The organism is Mesorhizobium sp. WSM4815, assembly GCF_055811575.1.
The window spans coordinates 124,308-150,770 of sequence record NZ_JBVVQS010000102.1 but is presented as its reverse complement, the minus strand read 5'-3'; the positions used below and the strand labels follow the sequence as shown (position 1 = coordinate 150,770).

Sequence of the window (26,463 nt, the reverse complement as noted above, 5' to 3'; positions counted from 1 at the left end):
CAGCAATTGCTCCCGAAATACGGACCCAAATACGGATCCAAGACACAGCCGGTCGAAGCCCGGCCCCACATTGTCGCCATCCTATGGTCACGCAATGACCTGCTGGGCGACACCTTCCGATCCCATTTAACGTTTGAGGTGGCGAGGTCACCCCAAAACGACCGTTTGCCAATCGATGGAAAGGAAGTTTTATGCGCAAAACGATATCTCTCGCAGCCGCCGCCACCCTGCTGCTCGCGACCGCTGCCAGCGCCCAGCAACAGCCTGCGCCGCAACCTGCCGAGCCGCCGGCTTCGCCCGCTCCCGCAGCACCCGGCGCTCAGCCGCAAGCGCCGGCGATCCAGACCGTCAACGTCGTCGACATCGAGGAACTGCCCAAGGAAACGCAGACCAAGGTCAACGAAGTGATCGCCAAGCGCGGCGAGGACGGCCTGCAGAAATTGCGCAGCTCGATCGACGCGACCCCACAGGTCAAATCCGCGCTCGAAGCCAAGGGGCTCACCTCGGCGCAAGTGATCGCCGCCAGCATGGACGCCAACGGCTCGCTGACCTTGATCACCAAGAAGGCGAGCTGACGACGCGCTGTGGCGGGCCGGCACGAGGCCGGCCTGCCGCATCGGGGAGGGAACCTTCGCAGGGCGGAATACGTTTCGACTTTTTGGCCTGGAAACCAGTCTCGAGAGAGGCTCTGAGAGCGAGCGATGGCGATCACCACCTTCCCCGACAGCAGATGGCTGCATACGCTGGCCGCGACTGCATTTCTTGCGGCGAGCGCTCCCCAGGCCGGGCTGAATGCGCAGGGCCTTGAAGGCCCCGAGACCCAGAACAAGATCATCGGCTCGGAGGTCGGCCAGGAGGAAACCAACACCGCTGTCGAGGCCGGTAAAGTCACTACGGCGATCGACCGGACGCGTGAAAACATCGGCACTGTGCGCAAGACATCCAAGCTCGACAAGGTCGATATCGTGTTCCTCACCGACGCGGCGCGCACGGAGGGCGGTCTGCCGCCGGCGATCGAAAGCAAGGTCGAGCAGCATCAGGACGACATTGCGGAACTGCGCAAGGAGATCGAGGCGAACGCATTGCTGTTCAACGCCATCGACTCGCGACGCGTGCTGACCGAAGACGTTCTCGCCGTCGAATTCGACGATCCTGGCAAGGTCGTCATCTACGCGGCGGCCAAGCCGCCCGGCTGAGCCGAAACCGCGCGACGCTCTGGATCGCAAACCGCGACCAGGGGATCGCACAACGCGACCAGGGGATCTCACAACGCGCCCATGATCTTCTGCTGGAACCCGTAGACCTCGCGTTTGCCGCCGAGCGGCACCAAGGTGACGTCGCGCTCCTGGCCGGGCTCGAAGCGCATCGCGGTGCCGGCGGCGATGTCGAGGCGCATGCCGCGCGTTCTGTCGCGATCGAATTTCAGCCCCTCATTGGTCTCGAAGAAATGATAGTGGCTGCCGACCTGGATCGGCCGATCGCCGCTGTTGGCCACCTTCATGGTGATGGTCGGCTGGCCCTTGTTGAGCTCGATCTCGCCGGCTGCCGTGATGATTTCGCCCGGGATCATCGCCAGCCTCACAAGACGCCGAAGACGAGGCCGGCGGCGAGCAGCAGGATCGCCGAGAGGGAGGTGCGTTTGATCGTTGCGGGGACCATCGATATGCCTTCCGTTGTCAGGATCGTGCGGTCACGCGCGTTGCGGGCCGGGCCGCAGCCTTCGGCCTTGAGGACGCGCTTTGTCGAGGCGGGATATTTGGTCAGCATCGCAGCCGGCCTGATCGGGCGCGCTGCGAAATCACCGCCGCAGTTAGGGCAAATGCCTCCCAGAACACGGTCCACGCACTCGGCGCAGAAGGTGCACTCGAAGGTGCAGATCAGCGCATCCGTCGCCTCAGGCGGCAGGTCCCTGTCGCAGCATTCGCAGTTGGGGCGCAGCTCAAGCATTTTTCTCACCTCACCTTGTCGGCCCTCACCGTATCGGCCCTCATCTTATCGGTTCATGCACGGTCACCAGCTTGGTGCCGTCGGGAAACGTCGCCTCGACCTGGACGTCGTGGATCATCTCGGCGATGCCCTCCATCACCTGCGCGCGGGTGACGACGTGGGCGCCGGCCTCCATCAGCTCGGCGACCTGGCGGCCGTCGCGGGCGCCTTCGACGACGAAGTCGGTGATCAGCGCGATCGCCTCCGGGTGATTGAGCTTGACGCCGCGTTCGAGCCGCTTGCGCGCCACATGTGCTGCCATGGCGATGAGCAGCTTGTCCTTTTCCCTTGGCGTCAGGTTCATGCGTTTCCCTAGGATAGCGTAGAAAGGAGTGGCGTAATCGGAATCAGAGTGACCATAATTTGGGCAGACCCGCCCGCCCGTTGAGCAATTCGACGAGCGGAACCAGCCGCTTGCGGAGCTGGTAGCCGTCCTCGGCAAACAGCCTCGCAAGAAGCTTGCCAGATTTCTTCACACTCCAGACGCTGGCGTCGCCCTGGCCGCCGATGATGTCCCGGGCCGGATCGAGCAAATCCTCGACCCGCGGCGAGATCATCAGCACCGTCGCCATGGCGATGGCGCCGCCGGCCACGGCCGAACCGCTCAGAATGGCCGCTATGTCCGGCCCGATGCGGAAATCCTCGGCATGAACCAGCGCTCCGTCCTGACTGACGCGCCAGCGGTCGTGGAAATTGCCGTACGCCGCGCGTTCACCCATGGCGAGGCGGCCGAAGACGGTCGCCTCGAGCACCAGCGCCTCGGCACCGGCGGCAAGCTCCAGGTCGAGCCTGCGGGCAAAGGCCGATCGGTCAAAGACGATGGTTTCCTGCGGCAGCCAGGCGATGCGGCCGCCAGGGCCGACAGTCAGCTTCACCCGCACCTCGGCACGATCGGATGCGGCGCGGTAGACCTTCTCGCAGGCCTGGGTGGTTATGGTGGCGGAAGCGCCGGCGCCGACATCGACCTCCCAGCCGAGGCGGTCGCCGCCGGTCAGCCCGCCGGCGGTGTTGATCAGCACGGCTTCGAGCGGATCGGCCGAGACGGCCGGCATGCGGATCTTGGCGGAACCATCCTGATAAAGCCGCCGAAGACGCGTGCGGCCGCCATTCCTGTCACAGCCGAGCCGCGCCGTTCCGGCGACGCGTTGGGCCGGCGGCACAAAGGTCAGGCCAGGTTCGATCATATCCATGGTGGCAACGATAACCACAGCGCCGGCTTTGTCGACATATAAGCTTGTTGCTTGACAACGTTTCGGTTTCTATAGAGGAGCCGTCTTGGTACGGTCACACAGCGCCTGGCGGGATACAAGGCGATGATGACAATTTGAGCCTGGGGAAAAACAGGCGCCGATCCGTTGGCGTCGGGGAACGACAAGGGTTGGGGAAGGAACCGAATGGCTGACCAGCTGGCAACGGACATCATCGAGAAGATCAAGGCCCATGCCGAGCCGGGTGGCGAAGAAATCACCACCAGCACCGAACTGACCTCACTTGGCATCCATTCGCTGGAACTGACGGAGATCATCTTCGATCTCGAGGAACAATATGGCATCGAGATCGAAATGAACACGGTCGATGCCTGGAGCAATTTGAAAAACGTCGGCGACATGGTCGAGGCGGTTCGCGCGCTGATCGCGAAAAAAGCCTGACTGAATGCACAAGCGCGTCGTCATTACCGGCATCGGCGGCCTGTGCGGGCTCGGCACCAACGTGCCGGCGATCTGGGGCGAGATGCGCGCCGGCCGCTCGGCCATCGGCCCGATCGTCAATTCGGAGCTGCATGACCTGAAAATCAGGGTCGGCTGCGAAATCAGGACGCTTCCCGAGCACGGCATCGATCGCAAGCAGGCCGTCTCGATGGACCGTTTCAGCCTTTTGGCGACGATCGCCGCAAGGGAGGCCGCGGAGCAGGCCGGGCTAAGCTTGCACGCGGCCAACACCTACCGGATGGGCTCCGTCGTCGGCGTCGGCGTCTGTGGCTGGGAGGCGATCGAAGAGAGCTATCGCGCCATCCTGCTCGAAGGCAAGAACCGCACCGGCATCTTCACCGTGCCGAAAGTGATGCCCGGCGCTGCGGCCGGCCATGTCAGCATGAATCTCGGCCTGCGCGGGCCGGTCTTCGGCATCACCTCGGCCTGCTCCTCGTCCAACCACGCCATTGCCTCGGCGGTCGACCAGATCAGGCTCGGCCGCGCCGACGTCATGCTCGCTGGCGGCACCGATGCGCCGCTGGTCTGGGGCATCCTCAAAGGCTGGGAGGCCCTGCGGGTGCTGGCACCCGACACCTGCCGGCCGTTCTCGGCCGATCGCCAAGGCCTGGTGCTCGGCGAAGGCGCCGGCATGGTCGTGCTGGAAACCTACGAGCATGCCATGGCGCGCGGCGCCACTATACTCGCCGAAATTGCCGGCGCCGGGCTTTCCGGCGATGCCTCCGACATCGTCGCGCCGACCATCGAAGGACCGGAGGCAGCGATGCGCTTCTGCCTCGTCGATGCCAGGCTCAACCCGGAGGACATCGACTACGTCAATGCGCATGGCACCGGCACCAAGGCCAACGACCAGATCGAGACGGCGGCGATCAAGCGCGTTTTTGGCGACCATGCGCACAGGCTTTCGATCTCCTCGACCAAATCGATGCATGCCCACTGCCTCGGCGCGTCGGGCGCGCTGGAGCTGATCGCCTGCGTGATGGCGATCCGCGAAGGCATCGTGCCGCCGACGGCCAATTTTCGCGAAACCGACGCCGATTGCGATCTCGACATCACGCCGAATGTGGCGCGCGAGCGCAAGGTGCGCGCGGCGATCAGCAACGGCTTCGCCTTCGGCGGCACCAATGCGGTGCTGGCGTTCAAGGCGGTCTGACGCAATCGGTTGCCCAGCTACGGCGAGACTTCTTTGCCACGCGCTGCCGCGCGAAAAATCCCCGCCCAGGAGTTTCGATGACCGACCTGTCCGCCTTTCCGATCGCCACGCGCTGGCCGGCCAGCTATCCCGACCGCATCCAGCTCTATTCGTTCCCGACGCCGAACGGGGTAAAAGTGTCGATCGCGCTGGAGGAACTCGGCCTGCCCTACGAGGCGCATGCTGTGAACATCGGCAAGGACGAGAGCTGGACGCCGGAATTCCTGTCGCTGAACCCGAACGGCAAGATCCCGGCGATGATCGATCCGGACGGCCCCGGCGGCAAGCCGATCGGGCTGTTCGAATCCGGCGCCATCCTGCTCTACCTCACCGACAAGACCGGCAGGCTGATCCCGGCCGACCCGGCGCGGCGTTACGAAACGATCCAGTGGGTGTTCTTCCAGATGGCCTCGATCGGGCCGATGTTCGGGCAGGTCGGTTTCTTCCACAAATTCGCCGGACGCGAGATCGCCGACAAGCGCCCGCTGGCGCGCTACCGCGACGAATCGCGGCGGCTGATCGGTGTGCTCGAGACGAGGCTGAAGGGCCGCAGCTGGATCATGGACGACGATTACACCATCGCCGATATCTCGATGCTGGGCTGGGTGCGCAATCTGATCGGTTTTTACGAGGCAAGGGAACTTGTCGGCTTCGACGATTTTTCCCATGTCGCGGCATGGCTGGAGCGCGGCCTTGCCCGGCCGGCGGTGCAACGGGGTCTCAACATCCCCGCGCGGCGTTAGCTCAATCGGCGGCTGGTGCCGCGAACCGACTACTTTGTCTTGGCTTTGGGTTTTGAGCCACCCTTGCCCATGACCGAAGCGGCGAGCGACGCAGCGGTCTTGGCGGTGGCGACAACCGCGCCGGCCGCGACATTGGCCGTCGTCTTGACGGTGCGCATCGCGCTGTCCGCCATCGAGCCGCCACCTGCCGACTTCCTCGACCTGGCCGGTTTTGCCGAGGTCTTGGCTGCGGTCGGCGTCACCTTCTTCGGTGCTGCCTTGCCAAAGGTAGGTTTTGCATCCTTGGAGCGGGCGGCGACAGCCGGGCCGGCGCCGGTCTTCGATTCAGTTGCCTTTGATTCAGTTGCCTTTGATCCAGTTGCCCTGGATCGAGTTGCCCTGCCCTTGCCGGGCGCAGGCTTTCTTGCCTTGGTTGCCATCGGAGTAGCCATCGGACAGTCTTCCTCATGTCAGCATCATTGCCGTATCTGACACAACGGCCGGAAACTCCTAAGGTTCCAGGCGCGGGCCGTCCTTGCAAATCAGGCGTGATCGCCGATCACCAGATCGGCGGGGCGGCGGCGGGCAAGCACGCGGTCGATGTTGGGCATGTCGTTGGAGGCGATCCAGGCGCGGGCGTCCTCGTCGGTGCGGCCATGCTCGTGCCACCGCTCGAGCAGCCGGCGCTCGAGCTCGGGGCGCGGCACATCGACAAAGATCGAGAAATCGAACAGCGACGCCAGCCGCGACCACGGTTCCTCGTCAAGGAGCAAATAATTGCCTTCGACCAGGATGAACTTGGTGTCGGCGGCGATGATCGAAGCAGCCGCGCGCGACAGCTCCATGCTGCGGTCGAACACCGGAATGGCGATGTCGGGCTCGGCCGCGCGGATGCGCTTCAGCAAGGTTTCGAAGCCGGCAAAGTCAAAAGTTTCCGGAGCGCCTTTTCGCGCGCGCAGGCCGCGCCGCTCGAGCACGATATCGTCGTAATGGAAACCGTCCATCGGCACGATTTCGGCCGCGCCTTCCGGCAGCAGCTCATGCAGGCGGGCCGACAGCGTCGACTTGCCGGCGCCCGGAGGACCGGCGATGGCAACGACAAAGCGCCGCGCCTTGCCGGCGCGCTTGAAGATGGTGGCGGCGAGGTGAGCAATCTCGGACATGCGTGATTCCGGGTGATAATTTCGGCTGCATCTTGGCGATAGTTCGCGGAAATTTCAAACCCGGGATTGAAGATCGCCCAATTGTCGGGGTCGCCGCCGCCCCTCATTGGCCGGGATGTTAGCGCCGCGCTTCTTCCTTCTCCCCTTGTGGGAGAAGGTGGATCGGCGCGCAGCGCCGAGACGGATGAGGGGTGTTGGACGGAATGAGACGTTGGTGTTCCCTGGAACACCCCTCATCCGACCTCGCTTCGCGAGGCCACCTTCTCCCACAAGGGGAGAAGGGAAAGCTGCACGTGGCCGCTCGCCAATCAACCAGAAACTGACCGCCCCAGCCGCAGGAAATCGCCGTCGAAAGTGACATCCCGCGTCGAACCGTCAGCGGCCGCAATGCGCATATACGCCTGCGCGGTGGTGATGTCGCGCGGCGGCTCGCCGTCGAATATGGGCAAGGCGCCGATGACGTGGCGGAACGAGACGTTGCCGCCTTCGCCAAGGGCAAAGGCGGTCGCTACCCCTTCCCGCTTCAGCCAGTTGTGACCCAGCGACGCCGCATGGCCGAGCGCGGTGCGGCCGTCCTCGATGCCGAGCACGCCGCGATGGCGGCCGCTCCACGGCGTGTAGTCGCGCCCGCCATTGCTGATCCACAGCATGGTGACCGGCAGCTCGGCCGGGTTTTTCAGCACCACAACGAGATCGGCTTCCGCTTTTCGCGCCAGCGCGGTCCAGCCCGGCCCGCCATGGTCGGCCTCGACCAGAGTGACGAAATCCTCTCGGCTGTGGTCGATGCGATAGTCGGTCAGGTCGAGCGTGCCGCCATCGGCGGCGGGAAATCGCGTCAGGTCGGCGGAACGCGCGGGATAGGCGAAAAGAAAGCGGCCGCGGGCCGGATCGGGCTCGAGCGGGTCGTCCGGCGTTGCCGCAAACCGCTTCGGCGAGAAAGCCAGCCTGCCGCCGTCCGTCATCACCGTCATCGGATGATGGGCGACGGAAATGCCGCCCGAACCGCCGGAAAAGACATGTTCCTGGTAGAGAAAGGGATGGTCGTCGCGCAGGGTCAGGATTTTCTCGACCGTGGCGCCCAAAACCTTGTGCTGCAGCCGGAAAACGGCGCGCCAGCCATCGACTGTCGCCGCGGAGGCAACGACATCCCATGGGCTGTTGGCCGGCCAGCCGTGCAAGGGCGCTTCCTCGACATCGCTGCGCGAAAACGGCGCGCATAAAAAATCGCCGGACAGCCTAACGGTGCCGGCCGGCAGGTCCTGCGGCAGCGTCTCGCGCGGCTCGTCGATCCACGGCGCGCGATGCAGCGGTTTTAGCCGGCGCCCGTCGATATCGACCGTCATGTCGGCAAGATGGCCGACGGTGAGATCGACCGTTACCGAAATGCCTTTTGCCGTGATCGTGAGCGTATCCATGGCGCACCTGCTGATTCTGCCGGCGCCAGCAAACCCGCTCGGTGGCGGTTGCGCAAGCTGCGTGATGGGCTTTGCATGTCAGAGACGCATTTACCCGGCCACGTACCCCTAGCCCCGAGGCTTTCGCTCTACGATGTACCCCCACCCCTAACCCCTCCCCACAAGGGGGAGGGAGACTTCCGTTGGCGCTGACCTCGGAAAAAAATGCCTGGCTCTCCGGCGCGCCAAAGGGAAAGTAAAGGCGCGCGGCAGCGTTCCCTCCCCCTTGTGGGGAGGGTTAGGGTGGGGGTCCATCGTAAAGCGAAAGCCTCGGCCCAGCGATAGCCCTGCCGTAAACGGGAGAGAAAGAAGCTGGCCGCAAAGCCGGCGCCCCTTCTTGCGAACGCCGGTGATTGGCGAAACCATCGATGACAGCGCCCCTCGCCCCGTCACTATACGGGGAGAGGATGCCGGCAGGCAGGTGAGGGGCGGCGCCAACGCCCGGGGAATTCAAACCTGAAGCGATTGCCGTGAACACCGGCATTAACCAAATGGACGGCGCCATTGGGTTAGGCTAGTTTCCCACTCGTTTCAGCAACAGCTTACCTTCAGAATGTCCAAACTGCGCCTCTTTCCGCTCATCAAAAAATTTGTCGCGGCGTTTGCGCTGCTGGTGCTGGTCGCCGGCTGCGCGACGACGCCGACGGAGACCATGCTGGCGGTGCCGGCGCCGGCGCAGAAATATGCGGCTGTTGTGATCGATGGCAGCAGCGGCAAGACGCTGTTCGAGGCCAATTCGACGGCGCCGCGCTATCCGGCGTCGCTGACCAAGATGATGACGCTCTACCTGCTGTTCGAGGCACTGGATCAGGGCCGCATCAGCAAGACGACGCCGATCCCGGTGTCGGACAACGCCTCCAGGCAGCCGCCGACCAAGCTGCGCTTCCGGCGCGGCGAGACGATCGAAGTCGAATCGGCGATCCGGGCGATCACCGTCAAATCGGCCAATGACGTGGCGGTCGCCGTCGCCGAATATCTCGGCGGCAGCGAACAGGCGTTTGCCGCAATGATGACCGCCAAAGCGCGCCAGATCGGCATGCGCAGCACCGTCTTCCGCAACGCTTCGGGCCTGCCGGACGCCGGCCAGCTGACGACGGCGCGCGACATGGCGGTGCTCGGCACGGCGCTGCGCGCCCGCTTCCCGCAGCATTTCCACTATTTCTCCGAAAGCGACTTCATGTTCCGGGGCAGGCTGGTGCGCGGCCACAACGACATGCTCGGCCGCGTCCGCGGCGTCAACGGCATCAAGACAGGCTATATCAGAGCCTCTGGCTTCAACATCGTCACCTCCTACGATGCCGACGGCCGCCGGCTGATCCTGGTGGTGATGGGCGCCGACAGCGCGCGCCAGCGCAACGACCACGTCGAGGCGCTGATCCAGCGCAACCTGTCGCCGGCGTCGAACACGACGACAAGGTTGCTGTATGCCGAGGAGTAGTGAGGCGTGGCGTTCGGGAGCGATGAGGGGCGAGGCTCTTGATCGGTGGTTTCACCTTGACAGGTGACGGCGATTATGGTAGGAATTTATTCATAGTGCTGATTTGCGCCCGCCCGCCGAGGCGGGTTTTTCATATTAGGCTTCGGCGCCATTCTTCATAGGTCCGATAAAACCGCAGGTTTGCCGGCCTTCGGACTTGCTTCTCGCATCTTCGAGATCGCAGGCTCCGGATCGTGCGCCCCGTGGAATCCGAAAAATGCGTTATTCCGAGTTCGCAGCCCTGCCGCCTGCCACTTGCCCGTTGAAGCCTGCGCCTGCTTCCGCTAAGAAGCCGTGGCTGGCCGGTTTACCGGCTGGTTCGTTTTCCGGATTGTCGATCCTGAAGGCACCCGTAGCTCAGCTGGATAGAGCGCTGCCCTCCGAAGGCAGAGGTCACAGGTTCGAATCCTGTCGGGTGCGCCAATCTTTCGGGGCACCCTTTGATAGCAAGGACTTAACGCGGCAATCCTACCGGTGGAAATGTTTATTCCGTCAGTCGGTACCAATCTAGTCCCACTGAGAGGAGTGCCGATGGCGTCCGCACGTAAGCGAAATGACAAATGACAGGCACGTGTCCGGCGGCTTGGACATACTCAACAAACAAAAAGCTTCATCAACCGGACTGACGCAGTGCAATGGATACGTCAGATCGAGCAAGAGCTGGACCGTTCCGCACTTACCTACGATCCGTTCAGCTAGGGCGCACCACCGTTGCGGAAAAGTCAGACCACTGACCCATCGATGAGCGAAACGATGACCTTCGCCACTCGGCGCAGGAAACGTCTGATAAAGTCTAGTGACTCGTGCGCTGAGCCATTGGAAATGGTATGCAATAGGTGGCGGAATTCTTAATGACTGGGTGGGAGGGGACATGAGCCTTGAGACAATGTACGGCCTGATCAAGCGACAGGGTACGCTAGAGCAGGTAAGCAATTTCCTTCGCTCACGAGATTTGCCCTACTCAGGTAACTCTTGGGCACAGATGATCGATCTACGGCTCAAGGCCGCTGTCGAGCGCGACGCCTTGTCAAGCGATGACCTGACAGAACTTCTGCGGCAGACAGAAGAACACGGAAGTCAGCATATATTCCTATACACATTGGTAGCAGGCAGAAACCTGTCAAAGCTATTCGATGGAACGCTCGATCAAAGGCTAACGTCCGCGGGATTTCCTGCTGTTGATACCATCTCCATAGTGGACATGCCTGTTAAGCCAACTATTGTTGAGGTTCGCCAGGATACGGAGAGCGGTATTAGATCAGTTGTCTTCAAGATCGTTGAGAGGAGGGCCTCTCTTGAGAAGGAGTCAGACACGTCGAACGGCGGAAAACTCATTGTAACATACAACGAGGTCCCATACCGAGCGGTAAATATTATGAGGATAATGGAGAATGGTCGGGCTGAAATTAGGATACAGTCTCACTCTGACTCCATAAGCTATTCTGGCCTTACCAATTCAGTCTTTACGCTATTATCGCCGCTAGTTGATAGGCTGGATTGGCGAGACGACAATCTAGACAAGCTCAAGGCGGCTTTGTTGGATCGGACAAAGCGATCTACAGTCATGGCGACCTTTGGTCTCCGTCATACACAGCATACAAACCTTGACGGTACACGCCTGGTCGCCGCCACAGGTTTTCCGGGTGCCAGCATGTACGACGACGTAGAGGCAGTTGCGAGCGTCGACCGTTTCCTGGCAAAGAAAGACCATGCCCATTGCGATCGGGCGAGCGTAACTATTCGAAAGAACGGGACACTTGCGCGCGATGTGAACCTGATTTTCAGTGGAGACGCTAACGAGTTTGCCATAACTAGCAAGGTGACTAGGACAGAGTACGAGCGCATTCTAGAAACTGTCATCGAGCATAACGTATGATGCCGTCGGGCTGGAAACGGAGGTTGGCTGACTTGGTGCAAGCTATGCGCCGATCAGACCGACCGGTCGAATATCCGTTTCGCCGCGTTGTTGAAATTGTTGATGCGCCTGCATCAAGCGCACTTAACGAAGAACTTACAAAATTCGTTAGTCGCGGAGATATTCGAGCGATCTACCGTATCCACTCCCGGGTCACAGGGACAGGATTGGGTGACTTTAAGAGTATAAGTGATATACCGAATAAAATGTATGACGATACAGCTGATCGCATGCAAGCTATTGATTTGAGCCATGATGTCGAACTCATCTACCGATCGCCGAATTGAGGCGAATAGGGTGGGAAGCTGGCGCGAGATAAGTGATAGCATTATTGGTGAACTAGCCTCAACCCCAGAAGAGGACAGGCTCAGTATTTTTAAACAAAGACTTAGTGAATTGGGCCCGCAAGACAGAGAGAAGATTGAGCACTTCGTTGCGCTTGCGCTGATCATTTCGGGAGATGGAGGAAAGGCATTGAGTTCTCATAGGTACGCAACTGTAATTACTGCCATGGCATTTGTGCTGTGTCTCGCATTTCTATATTATGGGCTCAAACTGGTAGGTCTCACCGGCTCGCAGACCGCCACCAAAATCAATATTCTTGGTGCGTCTGTCGAGACCACTAATGTTGGCGTTGCGTGCCTTGGTTTGGCTGCCGTATTGTTCATTCTCGTCGCTAGGAAGGCATTGAGCCGTCTGACCTAGTCCAAGATTTCTGACTAAGGTTCCGGCCTTTAGCGCGGTAGGAAGTATTTGCGCCGCCCGTCCAACTCCCCTGCTCGGGCAATGCCGGTGGCGACCAGTGTTTCAAGCACCTCCTCGATACGACCGCGGCGCTTTGCAGTATTTTTGCCTTCGAACACGCTGACGATGGCGTCGGGCGGAGTCGGTGCTGGAGCCTTAGCGAGCAGGTCGCGAACCAACCTGATCTGCTCAAGCCCGTCGGAAGGCCATTTCAGCTTGTCCGAGGTTCCAGGCACGATGATGTCGAGCGTGCCGACGTGCTCGCCTTCCACCTTCGGCGCTTTCACACCCAGCCTCGGGATCTGGTAGTCGGGGCGCAGCCAGCGCACGACGCCGCGCTTTTCCTCCATCGCCCGTTCCTGATTGAGCCAGACCAGCCGGGTCAACAGTTCTTGTTCCGCCTGTTCCTGCGCTTCTGTCTTGTAGGGCGATGGCAGTGTTGCGCCTGGCTTACCAACCAGCGCAGGGATCAGGTCTTCCCAGCCGTAGGCGGCGAGCACGGCGCGGTCGATGTCGTCATGGATCTCCTTCAGCATCGAGATCCGCCCCGCCTGATGCACGTCGCGCTCCGCGGCGGTCAGCTGCGGCACGTCGCAGCTGTTCTCCAATTCGCGCAGTCGCTCCAGCGCGTTGTAGAGGCCGGTCATAGTCAGGAAGGAGTGTTCGGCCAAACGTTCCTTGCGGAAATCGTTCAGCCGTTCGCCAAGCTCGCGAAGGCGTTCTTGCTGGGCGTAGAGCGGATTGACGGGTGTCAGTTTCGGATCAACCGCAACCGGAAACGGAAACGGGTCGAACGTCTCACTCTTTGCGTAGACGGGATCATTGCCAACGCCCATCCATGCGCCCTTGGCGATGGACCAAACCACGTGCAGGCGCGAGGATAGCACGGCGGTATGTCCGGCGGACGCGAGACCGATAGCAATCAGCTTGTTGTCAGGTCGGATGCTGGCATCGAGGAACTGAAATGTCCGGTGCCGGGTGGTCTCGACGGTTACGATATAGCGCGGCAACCTCTCTAGTGCCGGACGCAAGTCCCGTCTCGGCTCACCGAAGATCCACCAGAGATCGCGGTAGCTGGCTCGATTGTTGTAATCTCGTTCCGGTTTCACATTGTCCAGTACGTGCTGATATACGGCTGGAAAACGTGTGCGGACTTCCTCCACGTCTAGCGGAAATAGGTCGATGACCATTACACCGCGCGGGCGCTGCGCTATGTCCCTCCCATTTCGATAGGGCAGGATGTGCTTTTCCAGCCCTTCAACCGTCCCAAGTCCCAGCCCCTTTGCTTGTGTAGGTGTGACGATGAAGCCCGCGCCATGGAGCTTCACGCCGGGGCTGGACAGTAGGTCGTTGGCAAGCAGAGACTTTGCGGACGCGATGTCGGCCCCAATCGTGAGGTTCGCGCGAACTCTCCCGTCGCGAGTTTCCAGCGCCACCTGAGGCGTGTCGGTGTTCAGCCCCGACTCCGACATGACCTCCGCCAGAACGCCCTCGTGCTCACCTTTCTCCGCGACGGTCATGGCGATGCGCACGGCAGCCTTGTCTGACGCTTTCAGCCATGGATGATTCGGGACCGCGAAGACCAGCGATAGCACCTCCTTGGCAGCCATGTGGCGCTCGATGACACGGCGGGAGAAGGTCTGGGTGATGGAATTAGTCGTGATGAAGCCGAAGCGCCTTAGCGGATTTGTCTGGCCCTTCATCGGCTTGCGCAGCAGCCGGGTCGCAGCCTCGTCCCAGAAGTGCATCACGAAATCTGCCCCGCCCGAAATATACGGGCGCGCCGCCCAGCAGGCTTCCGCGTAGCCGTCGCCCAGCTCGGCGCGCATATCCTTGCCACCGATGAAGGGCGGGTTACCGACGATGAACTCGACCTCGGGCCATGGCGCACGCTTAGGGTTCACATAGGTGTAGACCGGCATTTGCGCGTCCGAGTCGGGAATTTCCTCGCCCGTGATCGGGTGCAGCTTTCTGGTCACACCATCCCAGCGCGACAAGGGGCGTCCGCCGGCATCCCGCAACAGCTCTTGCCGATCATACACGATGACAGCGTCCTGCCGGGTGATGGTGCCATAGGCGTGCAGGATCGGTTCGGTGATCGAGCTGGGACCGGCGGTCTTGAGCTGCCATTTCAGATAACCGATCCAGAGTACGAGATCGGCGATGGGAACTGCACGCGGATTCAACTCCAGCCCGTAGAACTGGCGCGGGTTGACCGTCTCCCCTTCCATGGCGAAGCGCGCCTGATCCTCGCCAAGATCATCTAGCGCCTCCAGCACCTCGCCTTCGAGGCGCTTCATCAATTCGAGGCTGACATAGAGAAAGTTGCCAGTGCCACAGGCCGGGTCCAGCACGCGTGTCGTGCAGAGCTTGTGGTGATACGCCTTCACTGCCGCCAAGGCCCCGGCGTGGTCGCTCTTGTCGCGCAGCTCCTTTATTTGCCCCTGAACCAGCTCCCAGTCGGCACGCAACGGTTCAATGATGGTGGGCACGACCAGACGCTCGACGTAGGCGCGCGGCGTGTAATGCGCGCCGAGTTTAGACCGTTCGCGAGGGTCCAGTGCACGCTCAAGCAGCGTGCCGAAGATCGCAGGCTCAACATTCGACCAGTCCTTGCCCGCCGCTATCCACAACTCGTTGATATCGTCCTTGTCTAGCGGGAGGGCAGAGCGCTTCTTGAAAAGCGAGCCGTTGAACTTCTTTAAGGTGGCGTTGAGATGAGGTGCATAGCCGCCCGTGTCCATGACTGCCCAAAGGCTCTCCAACGCAGACACAAAATGCTCTGGTGTATCCTTCATCTGACCGAGGAGCTTCTGAAAGCCTTTCTCTGGGATGAGGTTCACGTCCTCAGCGAACATTGTGAACAGGCAGCGCATCAGGAACTCCGCCACGTCCTTGGCGTCATGCTTGCCTTCAAGCCGCTTGGCGATCCTGGCAAGACGTTCCGCTATGTCGCGCGTGACCTCAGCCGATATGCGTGTCGGGTCGAGCGAAAGCGGATCGGTCCAGATCGCTCGTAGGCGTGTCTGAATCTTACTGTCGCGAAGGTCGTCCATGCTGATGCCATATGTCTGGCGGTCGGGGAAATGTGCGTAGTTCTTCCCCTGACCGGAGAAGTCGGCATAGATCTCGATCACGTGACCTACATCGACTACGAGCAGGAAGGGCGGGTAACCGTGTTCGACCGGAAGCGCACGTGCGTAGTCCTCTGCTTGCTTGCGAGCAGCGAGCATCACCTGGTCCCATCCGCGAGTACCGCGTTTGGCTTGGCCGGGCTTGCGGTGAGTGGCGTCCTCCGGGATCAAGAGTAACTGGCTGGTATCGACCTTTGCAGCCTGGCGTTTACCCGACTGCTTGGCTTCGAGGATGAAACAGCCACGCCGATAGCAGTCGATCCGCCCCGCAGAGCGAGTGCCGTCAGGATGCTTGAAATCCACCCGGCGCTCGAACACATAGTCGTTCAGGTGGTTCTGTTCCTGCGCCATGTTCGGACGCTCAAGCCCAAGTGCCTCGCACAGACCGATGACGAAGAGCTGATAGTTGGCAAGCTCCGATCCGCCGGACTGCGAACCGGCAGCAATCAGCGCGTCAAGTTTGGCTAGGTTGTTTGGCTGTTCCCCCAATGCCATCTAAATATTCGAACGTGGCCCACAAAGACAATGCGAAAGATGACCATGGGGGTGATGAATTTTGTCGTGCACGTACTGACTCGGACTGCGGGCGAACTTTCCCCAGGGCCTCTCGGTTCGGCCAGTCAACTTTTGGGCGACCCTGCGCCGAATTCACCCATCAACCAGCGCGAGCAACCCCACCCATCACGCTCACCTCCAATCTCACCAATGCTCTGGAACCCAATCGGCTTCGAATGACTTGTTCGTAGGTAGACCTGAAGGGAGACCTCATTGTCCGCACCTGAGGAAATGGATGTCGTCCTCGAAAAGCTGCCTTTGAGGATCGGCGCCTACGTGCCCGACGACTTGCTGGAAGACTGGTTCGCGCCGGGAACCGGCATGAACCCAGTCAGCAAGGCAGCGCTGGCGGCCGCAAAGACTTACGGATGGCGCTTCGAATGCGAGTTCAAGCACTACCCCGACCGGATGGAGGGCGTGTTCTGGAAATGGGTGCCGGCGATCTGACCCGCACAATTGCCATCGGCCCCTTGGCTCTTCAGGGGTCGAGGTTGCCGCGAGATCGCTCCCCCTGATCGCCTTAGCCTCCGCCTATCGGCGTCGTCACCTTTCCGGTTCCGCCGCATTCGGGGCAGGTGCGGCCGTCGATCATGCCTGTCCCGGCGCAGCGGCGACAGAAATTCTCGCCGGTGCCAGGAATGCCAGCCGGGACTTCGTCGGGATTAGCTTGACCTTCCGCAAGTTGCGCAGGTCTGCCTTGCAGCTTGCCTGTCATCCGGGCGGCGGTCTCGTCGACTTCAAGCGACGTGCTGCTGTCATCAGGCAGACCTTCGCCGGATTGGCCAATGGTTTCGTTGCGCGGCCGGTCGTTCGTGCCTGTGGTTATCTTTGATTTCTGAGCCATTGCAGTACTCTTTGCAAATTGCAGGTGCAGCTCTCAGCCCCTGCGGTTCGAACGCCTCAGCTCCGCAGAGGTTCCGGCTGGCAAATGTTCGCCGGCGGGGCCGGACGGAAGCGGCAACAGCCAAGCGCATCCGGGCTGAAACGGCACGCGATCGGGGAGGCGCTCAAGCAGGATTCCCATCAATGGCGCCGCGCCGCCTTTGCGCCAGCGCTACGGCAGCCGCTCCGAGCGCACTTTCACGTCGTCGCTCAGCTGCCGTACGATCCCGATGGTCTTGCGGATGTCGGCTTCGTCGAGAGCGACGCCCATGGTCGAGGCGATCGCCAACAGCTGGGCGTTCAACTCACCGTAGCGCGCGGCGCCCTTGCGCGTCAGCTGCACAAGCTTCGAGCGCCGGTGTTTTGGATTGTCGACGAATTCGACCAGCCCCTCGGCCGCAAGCTCATCCGCCAGCCGCTGCATGCGCTGACGGCTGGTGGGCCGCATTTGGGCGATCTGCGGCACGGTGAGCGGACCAAGCAGCGCCAGGCTTCGCATGAAGCCGAACGCACCGCCGCCCCAACTGGTGATGAGCCCTGTCTTCTGGCCGAGAGCCCGGATTCTGAAGAAGCACTGGGCCACTTCGAGCATCAACTCGGTGACCGCCTCGGCCTTGCCGTCAACGATGGGATCCGCTCCCTTCGTTCGGTCGGTCCCGTGTCGTGCCGCCATCGCTTCCATTCCCTTTGTCTAGGTCAATTTCGGCGATTGACACCTACGTTGTCAATTTTTAGGATGACACCTTGGTTGTCATCTGTGGGCGACTCTGGCTTCATAGGCTAGGCATCTGCGGGAGCAGGCATGGAAATGGACCCGGCTGGGCAAACCGACAGCGGAACCGCAGGCGTCATCGCGAGACCGCCCCTGCTCTTTCTCGCCGCTCTGCTGATCGGCTTCGTGCTGGATCGCCTGCTGCGTTTGCCGTTCCCCAGTCTGGGGCTGGTTAGCTGGATCATCGGCGGCTCGCTGATCTTGATCGGTTTTGCGCTTTTCGCGGCGGGCATTCGCAATTTCTCCCGCGCGGCGACGCCGGTGCCGACGAATGAGCCGACGCGCGTGCTGGTGATGACCGGCATCCACGGATGGACGCGCAATCCGATCTACCTCGGCATGTTCCTCATCTATGGCGGCATCGGCGTGGCCGCGCAGAATATCTGGATCCTTGTCCTCACGCTGCCGCTTGCAATCCTGATCCGCTACGGCGTCGTCGCCCGCGAGGAGGCCTATCTCGAACGGCGTTTCGGCAGTGCGTATCTCGACTACAGGCAACGCGTGCGGCGCTGGCTCTGAGCGTCGCAAGAATGCCGACAGTTGCGCACGTCAGGAAACCGCAACGAGATGACCGTTGCCAAAATCCTTCAGGGCCAGTTTCGGCGGCTCTTCGCCAATTTTTCGAGTCGGGCTCGGGATCTCCTGGTCGAGACGCGCGAAACGCGGCCGGCGCTTTGCCGGATCGGGCACCGGCACGGCCTCGATCAAGCGCTTCGTGTAGGGATGGCGCGGGTTCGAAAAGACCTGGTCGCGGGTGCCCATTTCGACGATCTGGCCGAGATACATTACGGCGACACGATCGGAAATGTTCTCGACCACCGCCATGTCGTGCGAGATGAACAGATAGGCGATGCCGAATTCGCGCTGCAGTTCCTTCAGCAGGTCGAGCACCCGGGCCTGGACCGACACGTCGAGCGCCGAAACGCTTTCGTCGGCGATGATGAGTTTGGGCCTGAGCGCGAGAGCGCGCGCGATGCAGATGCGCTGACGCTGGCCGCCCGAGAATTCGTGCGGATAGAGCTCCATCTGGTCGGCCGACAGGCCGACGCGTTCGAACAGCGCCGCCACAAGCTGGCTACGCTCTTCCTTCGAAGCGATGCCATGGATCAACAGCGGCTCGGCAACGAGGTCGCCGACGCGCATGCGCGGGTCAAGCGAGGCATAGGGATCCTGGAAAATCATCTGCACATCGCGGCGAACCGCCTTGCGCTGGTCACGGCCAAGGCCCGCCAGATTGCGCCCGCCAATGACGATATCGCCGTGGTAGGGCACGAGCCCGGCCAGCGCCTTGGCGGTGGTCGACTTGCCGCAGCCGGATTCGCCGACCAGCGCCAGCGTCTCGTGCGGCGCGATCGAGAAGCTGATGCCTTCGACGGCGTGGACACGGCGGTTCACTTGGCCGAAGAAGCCACCGCGCAGGTCGAAGCGGACATGCAGATCGTTGACCACCGCCACGCTTCCGGGCATTTCCGTTTCGACGGATTTTTGTTCGGCGGATTTTTGGCGGCCGACGCCGGTACCAATGCGCGGCACGGCGGCGAGCAGTTCACGCGTATAGTCGGCTTGCGGGCGGGCAAAGATGTCGGCGGCTGTTCCCTGCTCGACCATGCGGCCGTGCCGCATGATGACGACGCGATCGGCCATTTCGGCAACCACGCCCATGTCGTGGGTGATGAGGATGACGCTGGTGCCGTGTTCGCGCTGCAGATCGCGCAACAGTTCCAGCACCTCGCCTTGCACCGTGACGTCGAGCGCCGTCGTCGGCTCGTCGGCGATCAGCACATCCGGTTTCAGCGCCAGCGCCATGGCGATCATCACGCGCTGGCGCATACCGCCGGACAGTTCGTGCGGAAACTGTTTTAGCCGGCTTTCGGCTTCCGGGATGCGGACGGCCTTCAGCGCCTCGATGGCGCGCCGGCGCGCCTCGGCGCGTGACAGGCCGGTATGGGCCTCGATGGATTCGACCAGCTGCCGGCCGATCGACAGCACCGGATTGAGCGAGGTCATCGGCTCCTGGAAGATCATCGCGATGCGGTCGCCGCGAATGCGGCGCATCCGACGCTCGTTGAGTGTCGCGAGGTCGATCTCTCTCCGATCCATATCGCGAAGCCGGATCGCGCCGGATTCTATCCGGGCGGCGGGCTGCGGAAGCAACTGCATGATCGCCAGCGCGGTCATCGATTTGCCGGACCCGGATTCACCGGCAATGCAAAGCGTCTCGCCACGCTTGAGCGTCAGCGACAGGTCCGACACGACTTCCCGTTCGCCGTCCTCGCCGCGCACGCTGACGGAGAGGTTGGCGATATCGAGGATGGGGTTGTCGGCGAGGGTCATTGTGGGCGCGGCCGGGAGAAGGTCGTGTTCCTGCGCACCCCCCTCTGTCCTGCCGGACATCTCCCCCGCAAGGGGGGAGATTGGCAGTTTCGCCCCCGCGGCCATTCTTCGCCGTTGAAGATTGGCGAAATCCCTCGTGACGTCCGATCTCCCCCCTTGCGGGGGAGATGGTCGGCAGACCAGAGGGGGGTGTGACGGAACGCAGCGTTCATTCAAACACGCAGCGCGGGAAGTAGAACGACACCACCCAGTTCGGCATGTCGACGATTTCGCTGATCCGGAGATCGCCGCAGACCGAAACCAGCATGTAGGCCTCGACTGGATCCATTCCGTAGCGGCCGGCAAGCAGGTCGATCATCTGCGAGACCGCTTCCCTGGCGCCCGTCATCAGGTCCGGTCCGATGCCGGTCGTCACCTCATAGCCCTTGGCATCGAGATGGCGCGTCACTGGCCCTGGCGTGGTGAAGCGCGGTGTCTTCAACCGCGCATCCTTAATCAGGTCGAGCTTGAGCACGACATCCATCGGGCTTTCGATCGCCGTTCCGCACACTTCGCCGTCGCCCTGCGCGGCATGCGTGTCGCCGACCGAAAACAGCGCACCGGCCACCTCCACCGGCAGATAGAGCGTGGTGCCGGCCGCGAGATCGCGGATGTCGAGATTGCCACCGACGCGCCTTGGCGGCACCACCGAGTGGAGGCCCATTTCAGCCGGCGCGTTGCCGATGGTGCCGGCAAAGGGTTTTAGCGGCACCCGCGCATGCTTGCCGAACAGCGCCGGCTCGAGCGAGGCGGCGTCGTATGTCCAGATGTTCAGCGCCGGCTCCGGAAAATCGTCGGCGAGCAGCCCGAACCCCGGAATGTTCGCCGTCCAGCCGAATCCGGACGGCTTGAACGCCTCAATTGTGATCTTCAGCGCGTCGCCCGGCTCAGCCCCGTCGACATAGATGGGCCCGGTGACGGGGTTCACCTTAGCGAAGTCGAGCAAAGCGACGTCGTCCACAGTGCTGTCCAGCGTCAACTGGCCTCCGGACGAGTCCAGGCACTGAAACTCGATCGTCGAACCGGGCGCCACCCGCTCAGTCGAGACAAAGGAATTGTCCCAGCCGAAATGGTGATGGCGCCCGTGGATGGTGTAGTCGCAGTTATTGCACATCGGTCACATACACATTGTCGTAGTTGATCGGGATATGGACAGGGTCGACATAGAGATTGTCGGCGCCGCCCATCCGGGGCGATTTCATGGTGAAGCGCTGCTCGTTGAAGACCGGCACCCAGGGCGCGTCTTCTATGATCTTGCCGTAGATCGCGCTCCACATCCTGGCACGTTCGCCTGATTTGGCCGGGTCGACGATCGAGTCGGCCTCCGCCGCCTTGGCGTCGAGATCCTTGTTGCAGTACCACGACCAGTTCCAGCCGCCCGGAACCGCGCCGGCGCAGCTGAGGATCGGCCCGTAGAAATTCGACGGATCGGGGAAATCGGCGATCCAGGCCATGCCGCCGGACCAGATCATCGGCGCGCCGGCCTTGTCGCCGCCGGCCGCGATGACATTGGCCTGCGCCAGCGACTGGATGCTGGCCTTGATGCCGACTGCCGCCAGGTCCTGCTGGATCGCCTGGGCAATGCGCGGGTTGGGATCGGTATTCATTGCGAACAGCTGGGTGTCGAAACCATCGGGATGACCGGCCTCGGCAAGCAAAGCCTTGGCCTTGGCCACGTCATAGGGATAGCCCTTGAATTCCTTGTCGTAGCCGGGCATCGATGGCGGCAGCGGCTGGTTGGCCGGCACCCCGCGGTTGTTGATCAGCTGGACGATACGGTCCTTGTTGATCGCCATGTTGACCGCTTGCCGCACCTTCACATTGTCGAAAGGCGCCATGGTGGTGTTCATGGTGATGTAGCCGGTGTGCAACTGGCCGCCCTCGACGACACGGGCCTTCTGCTCGGGATCGGCCATCACCTCCTGGAACTTGGCCGGCGGAATAACGTCGCCGAGCACGTCGATCTCGCCCTTCTGCAGCCGCAGCAGCGCGACGATCGGCTCCTGCCCGATCTCGAAGGTGACCTTGTCGAGATGCGGCAGGCCCTTGTGCCAGTAATCCGGGTTGCGCTCGAAGACGACGCGCTGGCCGAGCGTCCATTCGGCGAACTTGAAAGCCCCGGTGCCGACCGGATGCTTGCCAAAATCCGCGCCGTATTTCTCGACCTCCTCTTTCGGCACGACATGCGAGAAGTTGATGGCCATGACATGCAGGAAGGTGGCGTCGGGCCGGGTCAGTTCGAACTTGATGGTGTAGGGGTCGACCACGGTGACGCCCGCCAGGCTTTCCGCCTTGCCTGCAGCGACATCCTCATGGCCCTTGATCGAGCCAAAGAAGCCGGCGCCCGGACTCTGCGTCTTCGGATTGGTGACGCGATCGAGCGAATATTTCACGTCGTCGGCAGTCATCTCGCGGCCATTGTGGAACTTCACCCCTTGGCGCAGCTTGAAGGTGAAGGTCTTGCCGTCAGGCGCAATCTCGTAGCTCTCGGCGAGGTCGGGCCGCAGATTGGTGGTGCCCGGCTTGTAGTCCATCAGCCCGTCGAACAGGCTCTTGATCATCGACCAGTTCTGCCAGTCATAGCCGATGGCCGGATCGAGCGTGGCGACGTCGTCCTTGTAGGTAATGGTGATCGCGCCGCCCGGCTTGGCGTTCGGATCGACGGCGTGTTCGGCGCGGGCGCTTGTCATGCCGAGCATCAGCGCGAGCGCCGATACCGCAACGGTGGAGGTCAAGAATTTCTTCATCTGATGTTCCCTTTCTCTGGTTGTTACCGGTCTTTTTTTGGCCTTCATCTGAGCTTGATGCGCGGATCGATGAACGGTGCGACGGTGTCGGCCAGGAGATTGCCGAGCACGATGGCGAAGGCCGAAACCAGGGTGACACCCATGATGATCGGAATGTCGACGCGCTGGATGGCCTGCCAGGCAAGCTGGCCGATGCCGGGCCAGCCGAACACGCTTTCGACCACCACGATGCCGCCCATGAAGATGCCGATGTCGATGCCGATCATGGCGATGACCGGCAGGATGGCGTTGGGCAGTGCATGGCGGAAGATGATAGCGCCGCGCGCAAGGCCCTTGGCGCGGGCGGTCCGCATATAATCCTGGCGCAGCACGTCGATCATCGACGAGCGCATCATGCGGGCGTACCAGCCGGCGCCGAGTATTCCCATGGTCAGGGACGGCAGCACCAGATGGCGCCAGGTGCCGTAGCCGCCGATCGGAAACCAGCCGAGCTGCACGGCGAATACGTAAAGGAGCAGCAGGCCGACGACGAACTGCGGCGCCGAGACGCCGACAAAGGACGCGACCATCAGCGTCTGGTCGGTGGCGGTGCCGCGCCTGACGGCGGCAACAAGGCCCATCGTCAGGCCGATCGCCAGCTCGCAAAGGATGGCGCCGACCATCAGCAGCAGGCTTGCCGGCAGCCGCGAGACGATGAGCTCCGTGACCTCGGAACGCTGGATGTAGGAGCGGCCGAGATCGCCGCTGAGCAGGCTGGTCAGATAGTGCCAGTACTGGATGAAGAAGGGCTGATCGAGGCCGAGCTGCCGGCGGATGTTCTCGACCGTTTCGGGCGTGGCACTGCGGCCGGCGATCTGGCGGACGGGGTCGGCGGGCAGCAGGTAGAGCAGTGCAAATGTGATCAATGAGACGCCGAGCAGGATGAGCACGGACTGGATAACGCGGCGGCCGAGATAGGCGATCATGCCCGGCCCCTTTGCGTCGGATCGAGGATGTCGCGCAGCGCATCGCCGATGAGGTTGAAGGCCAGCGCCAGCGCCAGGATCGCCGCACCCGGAAAGAAGACCAGCCAGGGCGCTGCCTGGAAATAGGTCTGGTTCTCGAAAATGATGTTGCCCCAGGATGCGGTCGGCGGCTGCACGCCGATGCCGAGATAGCTGAGCGTTGCTTCGAGCAGCACCGTGGTCGAGATGCCGAGCGTGCCCCAGACGATGATCGTCGGCAGCAGATGCGGCAGGATATGGCGAAACAGGATGCGTGGCGCGCTGGCCCCGATGGTGCGCTCGGCGTCGATGAACTCGCGCTCGGCGAGCGAGCTTGTCTCGGTGTAGATGACCCGCGCGGTCTGCACCCAGTTCACCAGGGCGATCACCATGGCAACGATCCACAGGCTCGGCTGGAGCACCGCCGCCAGGCAGATGGCGAGCAGCAGCGCCGGAAAGGCCATCATCAGGTCGGTGAAGCGCATCAGCGCGCCACCGATCCAGCCGCGGAAATAGCCCGCGGTGACGCCAACCAGCGTGCCGATCAGAAGCGCCACGCCGTTGGCGACGATGCCGATGATCAGCGAGGTGCGTGCGCCGAAAAGGATGCGGGTCAGCAGATCGCGGCCGAGCAGGTCCGTGCCCAGCCAGAAGCTGGCATTCGGCGGCAAGGGCGCGCCTTCAAGCGTCAGCCCGTCGAACATCTGCTCGTTCGGATCGTAGCCCGTCAGCCACGGCGCCAGGACGGCGCCGGCCAGGACGACGGCAACGATCACCAGGCCGATCAATGCCAGGGGACGCTTGACCAGGCGCCGCCAGACGCCGGCGCGCGGCCTGGCCGGCATGCGCCCGGTTGCCGGAAGGTCAGGCGCGATGGGACTGGTCATCGCCGCCTTCTTCTTCCGTCATCGCCACGATCCTGCGCGCGGCCTCCTCGACGCTGATCTGCCAGCTCATCGCCAGCGACCGCAGCTGCGCATAGGCGCGGCCGTCCTCGGCACCTTTCGACAGGGCTTCCACCGCGCGCACGATGGTCTGGCGCTCCGCGACGCGCAGGCGAAGCGACGATATCTCGCTTGCCAAAAGCTTGCGCGCCTCGAAACTCTGCCGCGCGATCAAAAGGGCGCTGTAGACGCCGGCATTGCCGACCGGCTTCAGCAACTGGGCGTCGGCCTTGTGCGACAGTGCCCACTCGATGCGGCCCGGCGCTTCGGAGCCGATCAGCGCGACCAGCGGCATCGGCGCCTCACCCGGCGCCCACGGGAATTGTTCGTCGAAGCCGAGATCGGCATCGAAGAAAACGAAGTCCGCCGCCAGCGCCTCGGCCGGCAGTTCCGGCCAGCAGCCGACCGTCTCGAGGCCGATGGCCGACAATTGCCGCGTGATAGCTAGCACCGTCGGATGCGGACGATGCAGGACAAAGGCCCTGGCGCCGCCGAGATTCGGGATGCGCGGGACCTTGCTCACGAGACCACCCTCAGGCGTGGGCGGCCGAATGTCTCGGTCCGGTCATAGCGGGACAGATAGGGATCGGGCGCGACACCCTTGGTCACCATCACAGTCTTGAACGCGGTGCCCTCGATGCGCCCGATCTGCACCGGCAAGGTGGCGTGCTGGGTTTGTGGATCGATGGAGATGTCGCCGAGCGGGGTTCGAAACGAGGTTCCGGCAAAGGCCTGGGAAAGATCCGGCCATTGTGCGCCGGGATTGCGGGCGAGGATTTCGGCAAGCGTCCGCACCGAGGCATAGGCCGCCGCCTCGAAGGACGAGGCAGGCATGATGGAGGGCGGCGAATCGCCCTGGCGATCCGCTGCCGAGATGTCGTGAAAGTATGGCCCGACGGAAAGGTGGCCATTGCCCGCCTCGTTAAGCGCCGGCAACTCGCATTCGGTGAGATTGCAGGACAGGATCGGGCAGCGCTCCGGCCTGAAATGCGGGTCGCGTTCGGCGAGCTCGGCATAGGCAGTGATAAAGGCGTAGGACGACGAGCCGATCAGGTTGTTCAGGACGAAATCCGGCCGGGTCGCCTGGATCTCGGCGATCAGCCTGGAGACATCGACCTCACCGAGCGGCAGATAGCGCTCGCCCAAAACCTTGCCGCCGGCGTCGGCGATCAGGTCGCGGGCGACACGGTTGGTCTCCCAGCCCCAGATGTAGTTCGAGCCGAGCAGGAAACCGTTGGCGCCGAAGCGCGGCACGACATGGGCCAGCAGCGGAACGAGATGTTGGTTTGGGCAAGCGTGCATGTAGACGACATGCTCGTTTGCTTCGAAGCCCTCATAGGGACAGGCATACCAGAGCGTGCCGCCGGCGCGCTCGAGGATCGGGATGACCTCCTTGCGGCTCCATGACGTGATGCAGCCAATGATGTGGCGCGCGCCGCTGTTGGCGAGAATGTCGGCGCAGCCCGTCGCGTAGCCGTCGATGTTGCCTTGCGGGTCGCGCTCCACCGGAACGAATTCGATCGGGATGGCGGGATCGGCATTGATGTCGGCGATGGCCGTCATCGCACCGGAACGGCAGGATTCGGACAGCAGGCGGTAGTTGCCCGACCGCGAGTAAAGGATGCCGATTTCGATAAGCCGTCCCAAGCAAATCCCCAAAAATAACAATGCCCCGCAGCCGCCGCCGCGGAAGGCGAGGCATACGAGGCAT

The 26,463-nt window shown here is 62.4% G+C and carries 28 protein-coding genes, 1 tRNA gene and 1 pseudogene; 13 read left to right on the top strand and 17 right to left on the bottom strand.

Features of this window, described 5'->3' with window-relative positions:
- Window positions 1–191: 191 nt before the first annotated feature.
- Window positions 192–575: a hypothetical protein gene (locus tag AC0L2B_RS29465; RefSeq protein WP_023801509.1), complete on the top strand. Its 384-nt coding sequence runs from the start codon at window positions 192–194 to the stop codon at window positions 573–575.
- A gap of 126 nt (window positions 576–701) precedes the next feature.
- Window positions 702–1,196, top strand: a complete 495-nt coding sequence (locus AC0L2B_RS29460) for a hypothetical protein (RefSeq protein ID WP_473747879.1) — start codon at window positions 702–704, stop codon at window positions 1,194–1,196.
- A gap of 68 nt (window positions 1,197–1,264) precedes the next feature.
- Here AC0L2B_RS29460 and AC0L2B_RS29455 read toward each other — a convergent pair whose 3' ends face one another.
- The 4 genes and pseudogenes from AC0L2B_RS29455 to AC0L2B_RS29440 all read right to left on the bottom strand — a co-directional run bounded on the left by AC0L2B_RS29455 (window position 1,265) and on the right by AC0L2B_RS29440 (window position 3,176).
- Window positions 1,265–1,570, bottom strand: a complete 306-nt coding sequence (locus AC0L2B_RS29455) for an urease subunit beta (protein ID WP_473747878.1) — start codon at window positions 1,568–1,570, stop codon at window positions 1,265–1,267.
- A 137-nt stretch (window positions 1,571–1,707) separates the two neighbouring features.
- Window positions 1,708–1,947 (bottom strand): annotated as a pseudogene (locus AC0L2B_RS29450) (DUF1272 domain-containing protein); the annotation flags it as partial.
- A 40-nt stretch (window positions 1,948–1,987) separates the two neighbouring features.
- Entirely contained in the window at window positions 1,988–2,290 is a 303-nt protein-coding gene (locus AC0L2B_RS29445) for an urease subunit gamma (RefSeq protein ID WP_292523071.1), read from the bottom strand.
- Window positions 2,291–2,333: 43 nt separating this feature from the next.
- The gene (locus AC0L2B_RS29440; protein ID WP_473747877.1) at window positions 2,334–3,176 is read right to left on the bottom strand and encodes an urease accessory protein UreD; all 843 of its coding nucleotides are present in this window, start codon (window positions 3,174–3,176) and stop codon (window positions 2,334–2,336) included.
- Between the two features lie 204 nt (window positions 3,177–3,380).
- Between AC0L2B_RS29440 and AC0L2B_RS29435 the strand changes: the two genes are divergently transcribed.
- The 3 genes from AC0L2B_RS29435 (at window position 3,381) to AC0L2B_RS29425 (ending at window position 5,630) form a co-directional block, all read left to right on the top strand.
- A complete protein-coding gene (locus tag AC0L2B_RS29435) occupies window positions 3,381–3,635 on the top strand; it encodes an acyl carrier protein (RefSeq protein WP_010912831.1) in 255 nt (84 codons plus the stop codon).
- A gap of 4 nt (window positions 3,636–3,639) precedes the next feature.
- The gene (locus AC0L2B_RS29430) at window positions 3,640–4,848 is read left to right on the top strand and encodes a beta-ketoacyl-[acyl-carrier-protein] synthase family protein (protein WP_473747876.1); all 1,209 of its coding nucleotides are present in this window, start codon (window positions 3,640–3,642) and stop codon (window positions 4,846–4,848) included.
- 77 nt (window positions 4,849–4,925) lie between these two features.
- Window positions 4,926–5,630, top strand: a complete 705-nt coding sequence (locus tag AC0L2B_RS29425; protein WP_473747875.1) for a glutathione S-transferase family protein — start codon at window positions 4,926–4,928, stop codon at window positions 5,628–5,630.
- A 29-nt stretch (window positions 5,631–5,659) separates the two neighbouring features.
- On the opposite strand, the gene AC0L2B_RS29420 is transcribed toward AC0L2B_RS29425, so the two are convergent.
- Window positions 5,660–5,788 carry a hypothetical protein gene (locus AC0L2B_RS29420; RefSeq protein ID WP_287303274.1) on the bottom strand — a complete coding sequence of 43 codons (129 nt, stop codon included), beginning with the start codon at window positions 5,786–5,788 and terminating at the stop codon, window positions 5,660–5,662.
- Here AC0L2B_RS29420 and AC0L2B_RS29415 point away from each other — a divergent pair.
- Window positions 5,775–6,101 (top strand): hypothetical protein, encoded by a 327-nt coding sequence (locus tag AC0L2B_RS29415; protein WP_473747873.1) that lies wholly within the window; start codon window positions 5,775–5,777, stop codon window positions 6,099–6,101. The two genes, AC0L2B_RS29420 and AC0L2B_RS29415, sit on opposite strands and share 14 nt — an antisense overlap.
- A 50-nt stretch (window positions 6,102–6,151) precedes the next feature.
- Here the strand turns inward: AC0L2B_RS29415 and AC0L2B_RS29410 are convergent, their stop codons facing one another.
- Window positions 6,152–6,772: a nucleoside triphosphate hydrolase gene (locus tag AC0L2B_RS29410; protein WP_473747872.1), complete on the bottom strand. Its 621-nt coding sequence runs from the start codon at window positions 6,770–6,772 to the stop codon at window positions 6,152–6,154.
- A 308-nt stretch (window positions 6,773–7,080) separates the two neighbouring features.
- Window positions 7,081–8,187: a hypothetical protein gene (locus AC0L2B_RS29405; protein ID WP_473747871.1), complete on the bottom strand. Its 1,107-nt coding sequence runs from the start codon at window positions 8,185–8,187 to the stop codon at window positions 7,081–7,083.
- Between the two features lie 592 nt (window positions 8,188–8,779).
- On the opposite strand from AC0L2B_RS29405, the gene AC0L2B_RS29400 reads away from it, so the two are divergent.
- The 5 genes from AC0L2B_RS29400 to AC0L2B_RS29380 all read left to right on the top strand — a co-directional run bounded on the left by AC0L2B_RS29400 (window position 8,780) and on the right by AC0L2B_RS29380 (window position 12,323).
- Window positions 8,780–9,664 carry a D-alanyl-D-alanine carboxypeptidase family protein gene (locus AC0L2B_RS29400; protein ID WP_473747870.1) on the top strand — a complete coding sequence of 295 codons (885 nt, stop codon included), beginning with the start codon at window positions 8,780–8,782 and terminating at the stop codon, window positions 9,662–9,664.
- Between the two features lie 385 nt (window positions 9,665–10,049).
- Window positions 10,050–10,126: transfer RNA gene (locus AC0L2B_RS29395), tRNA-Arg, on the top strand.
- 448 nt (window positions 10,127–10,574) lie between these two features.
- Entirely contained in the window at window positions 10,575–11,579 is a 1,005-nt protein-coding gene (locus AC0L2B_RS29390) for a hypothetical protein (protein WP_473747869.1), read from the top strand.
- Window positions 11,580–11,602: 23 nt separating this feature from the next.
- Window positions 11,603–11,905: a hypothetical protein gene (locus tag AC0L2B_RS29385; RefSeq protein WP_473747868.1), complete on the top strand. Its 303-nt coding sequence runs from the start codon at window positions 11,603–11,605 to the stop codon at window positions 11,903–11,905.
- Window positions 11,906–11,915: 10 nt separating this feature from the next.
- Complete coding sequence (locus AC0L2B_RS29380; protein WP_473747866.1) at window positions 11,916–12,323, top strand: hypothetical protein; 408 nt, start codon at window positions 11,916–11,918, stop codon at window positions 12,321–12,323.
- 29 nt (window positions 12,324–12,352) lie between these two features.
- On the opposite strand, the gene AC0L2B_RS29375 is transcribed toward AC0L2B_RS29380, so the two are convergent.
- Window positions 12,353–15,991: a class I SAM-dependent DNA methyltransferase gene (locus AC0L2B_RS29375; RefSeq protein WP_473747864.1), complete on the bottom strand. Its 3,639-nt coding sequence runs from the start codon at window positions 15,989–15,991 to the stop codon at window positions 12,353–12,355.
- A gap of 273 nt (window positions 15,992–16,264) precedes the next feature.
- On the opposite strand from AC0L2B_RS29375, the gene AC0L2B_RS29370 reads away from it, so the two are divergent.
- Window positions 16,265–16,498, top strand: a complete 234-nt coding sequence (locus tag AC0L2B_RS29370; RefSeq protein ID WP_473747862.1) for a hypothetical protein — start codon at window positions 16,265–16,267, stop codon at window positions 16,496–16,498.
- 73 nt (window positions 16,499–16,571) lie between these two features.
- Here the strand turns inward: AC0L2B_RS29370 and AC0L2B_RS29365 are convergent, their stop codons facing one another.
- On the bottom strand, window positions 16,572–16,895 hold the full coding sequence (locus tag AC0L2B_RS29365; protein ID WP_473747860.1) for a hypothetical protein: 324 nt from the start codon (window positions 16,893–16,895) through the stop codon (window positions 16,572–16,574).
- 210 nt (window positions 16,896–17,105) lie between these two features.
- Window positions 17,106–17,615, bottom strand: coding sequence for a MarR family winged helix-turn-helix transcriptional regulator (locus AC0L2B_RS29360; RefSeq protein WP_473747859.1), 510 nt, complete (start codon window positions 17,613–17,615; stop codon window positions 17,106–17,108).
- Window positions 17,616–17,735: 120 nt separating this feature from the next.
- On the opposite strand from AC0L2B_RS29360, the gene AC0L2B_RS29355 reads away from it, so the two are divergent.
- The gene (locus AC0L2B_RS29355; RefSeq protein ID WP_473747858.1) at window positions 17,736–18,224 is read left to right on the top strand and encodes a methyltransferase family protein; all 489 of its coding nucleotides are present in this window, start codon (window positions 17,736–17,738) and stop codon (window positions 18,222–18,224) included.
- A 30-nt stretch (window positions 18,225–18,254) separates the two neighbouring features.
- On the opposite strand, the gene AC0L2B_RS29350 is transcribed toward AC0L2B_RS29355, so the two are convergent.
- The 7 genes from AC0L2B_RS29350 to AC0L2B_RS29320 all read right to left on the bottom strand — a co-directional run bounded on the left by AC0L2B_RS29350 (window position 18,255) and on the right by AC0L2B_RS29320 (window position 26,399).
- Complete coding sequence (locus AC0L2B_RS29350; RefSeq protein WP_473747857.1) at window positions 18,255–20,039, bottom strand: ABC transporter ATP-binding protein; 1,785 nt, start codon at window positions 20,037–20,039, stop codon at window positions 18,255–18,257.
- A gap of 208 nt (window positions 20,040–20,247) precedes the next feature.
- The gene (locus AC0L2B_RS29345; protein WP_473747856.1) at window positions 20,248–21,192 is read right to left on the bottom strand and encodes an acetamidase/formamidase family protein; all 945 of its coding nucleotides are present in this window, start codon (window positions 21,190–21,192) and stop codon (window positions 20,248–20,250) included.
- Window positions 21,182–22,777, bottom strand: a complete 1,596-nt coding sequence (locus AC0L2B_RS29340; RefSeq protein ID WP_473748257.1) for an ABC transporter substrate-binding protein — start codon at window positions 22,775–22,777, stop codon at window positions 21,182–21,184. Before AC0L2B_RS29340 ends, AC0L2B_RS29345 begins: the two co-directional genes overlap by 11 nt.
- Window positions 22,778–22,869: 92 nt before the next feature.
- Window positions 22,870–23,790 carry an ABC transporter permease gene (locus AC0L2B_RS29335; protein ID WP_128170087.1) on the bottom strand — a complete coding sequence of 307 codons (921 nt, stop codon included), beginning with the start codon at window positions 23,788–23,790 and terminating at the stop codon, window positions 22,870–22,872.
- Window positions 23,787–24,695, bottom strand: coding sequence for an ABC transporter permease (locus tag AC0L2B_RS29330; protein ID WP_128170086.1), 909 nt, complete (start codon window positions 24,693–24,695; stop codon window positions 23,787–23,789). Before AC0L2B_RS29330 ends, AC0L2B_RS29335 begins: the two co-directional genes overlap by 4 nt.
- Window positions 24,673–25,275 (bottom strand): ANTAR domain-containing response regulator, encoded by a 603-nt coding sequence (locus tag AC0L2B_RS29325; RefSeq protein WP_473747855.1) that lies wholly within the window; start codon window positions 25,273–25,275, stop codon window positions 24,673–24,675. Before AC0L2B_RS29325 ends, AC0L2B_RS29330 begins: the two co-directional genes overlap by 23 nt.
- On the bottom strand, window positions 25,272–26,399 hold the full coding sequence (locus AC0L2B_RS29320; RefSeq protein WP_473747854.1) for a transporter substrate-binding protein: 1,128 nt from the start codon (window positions 26,397–26,399) through the stop codon (window positions 25,272–25,274). Before AC0L2B_RS29320 ends, AC0L2B_RS29325 begins: the two co-directional genes overlap by 4 nt.
- Window positions 26,400–26,463 lie beyond the last annotated feature (64 nt).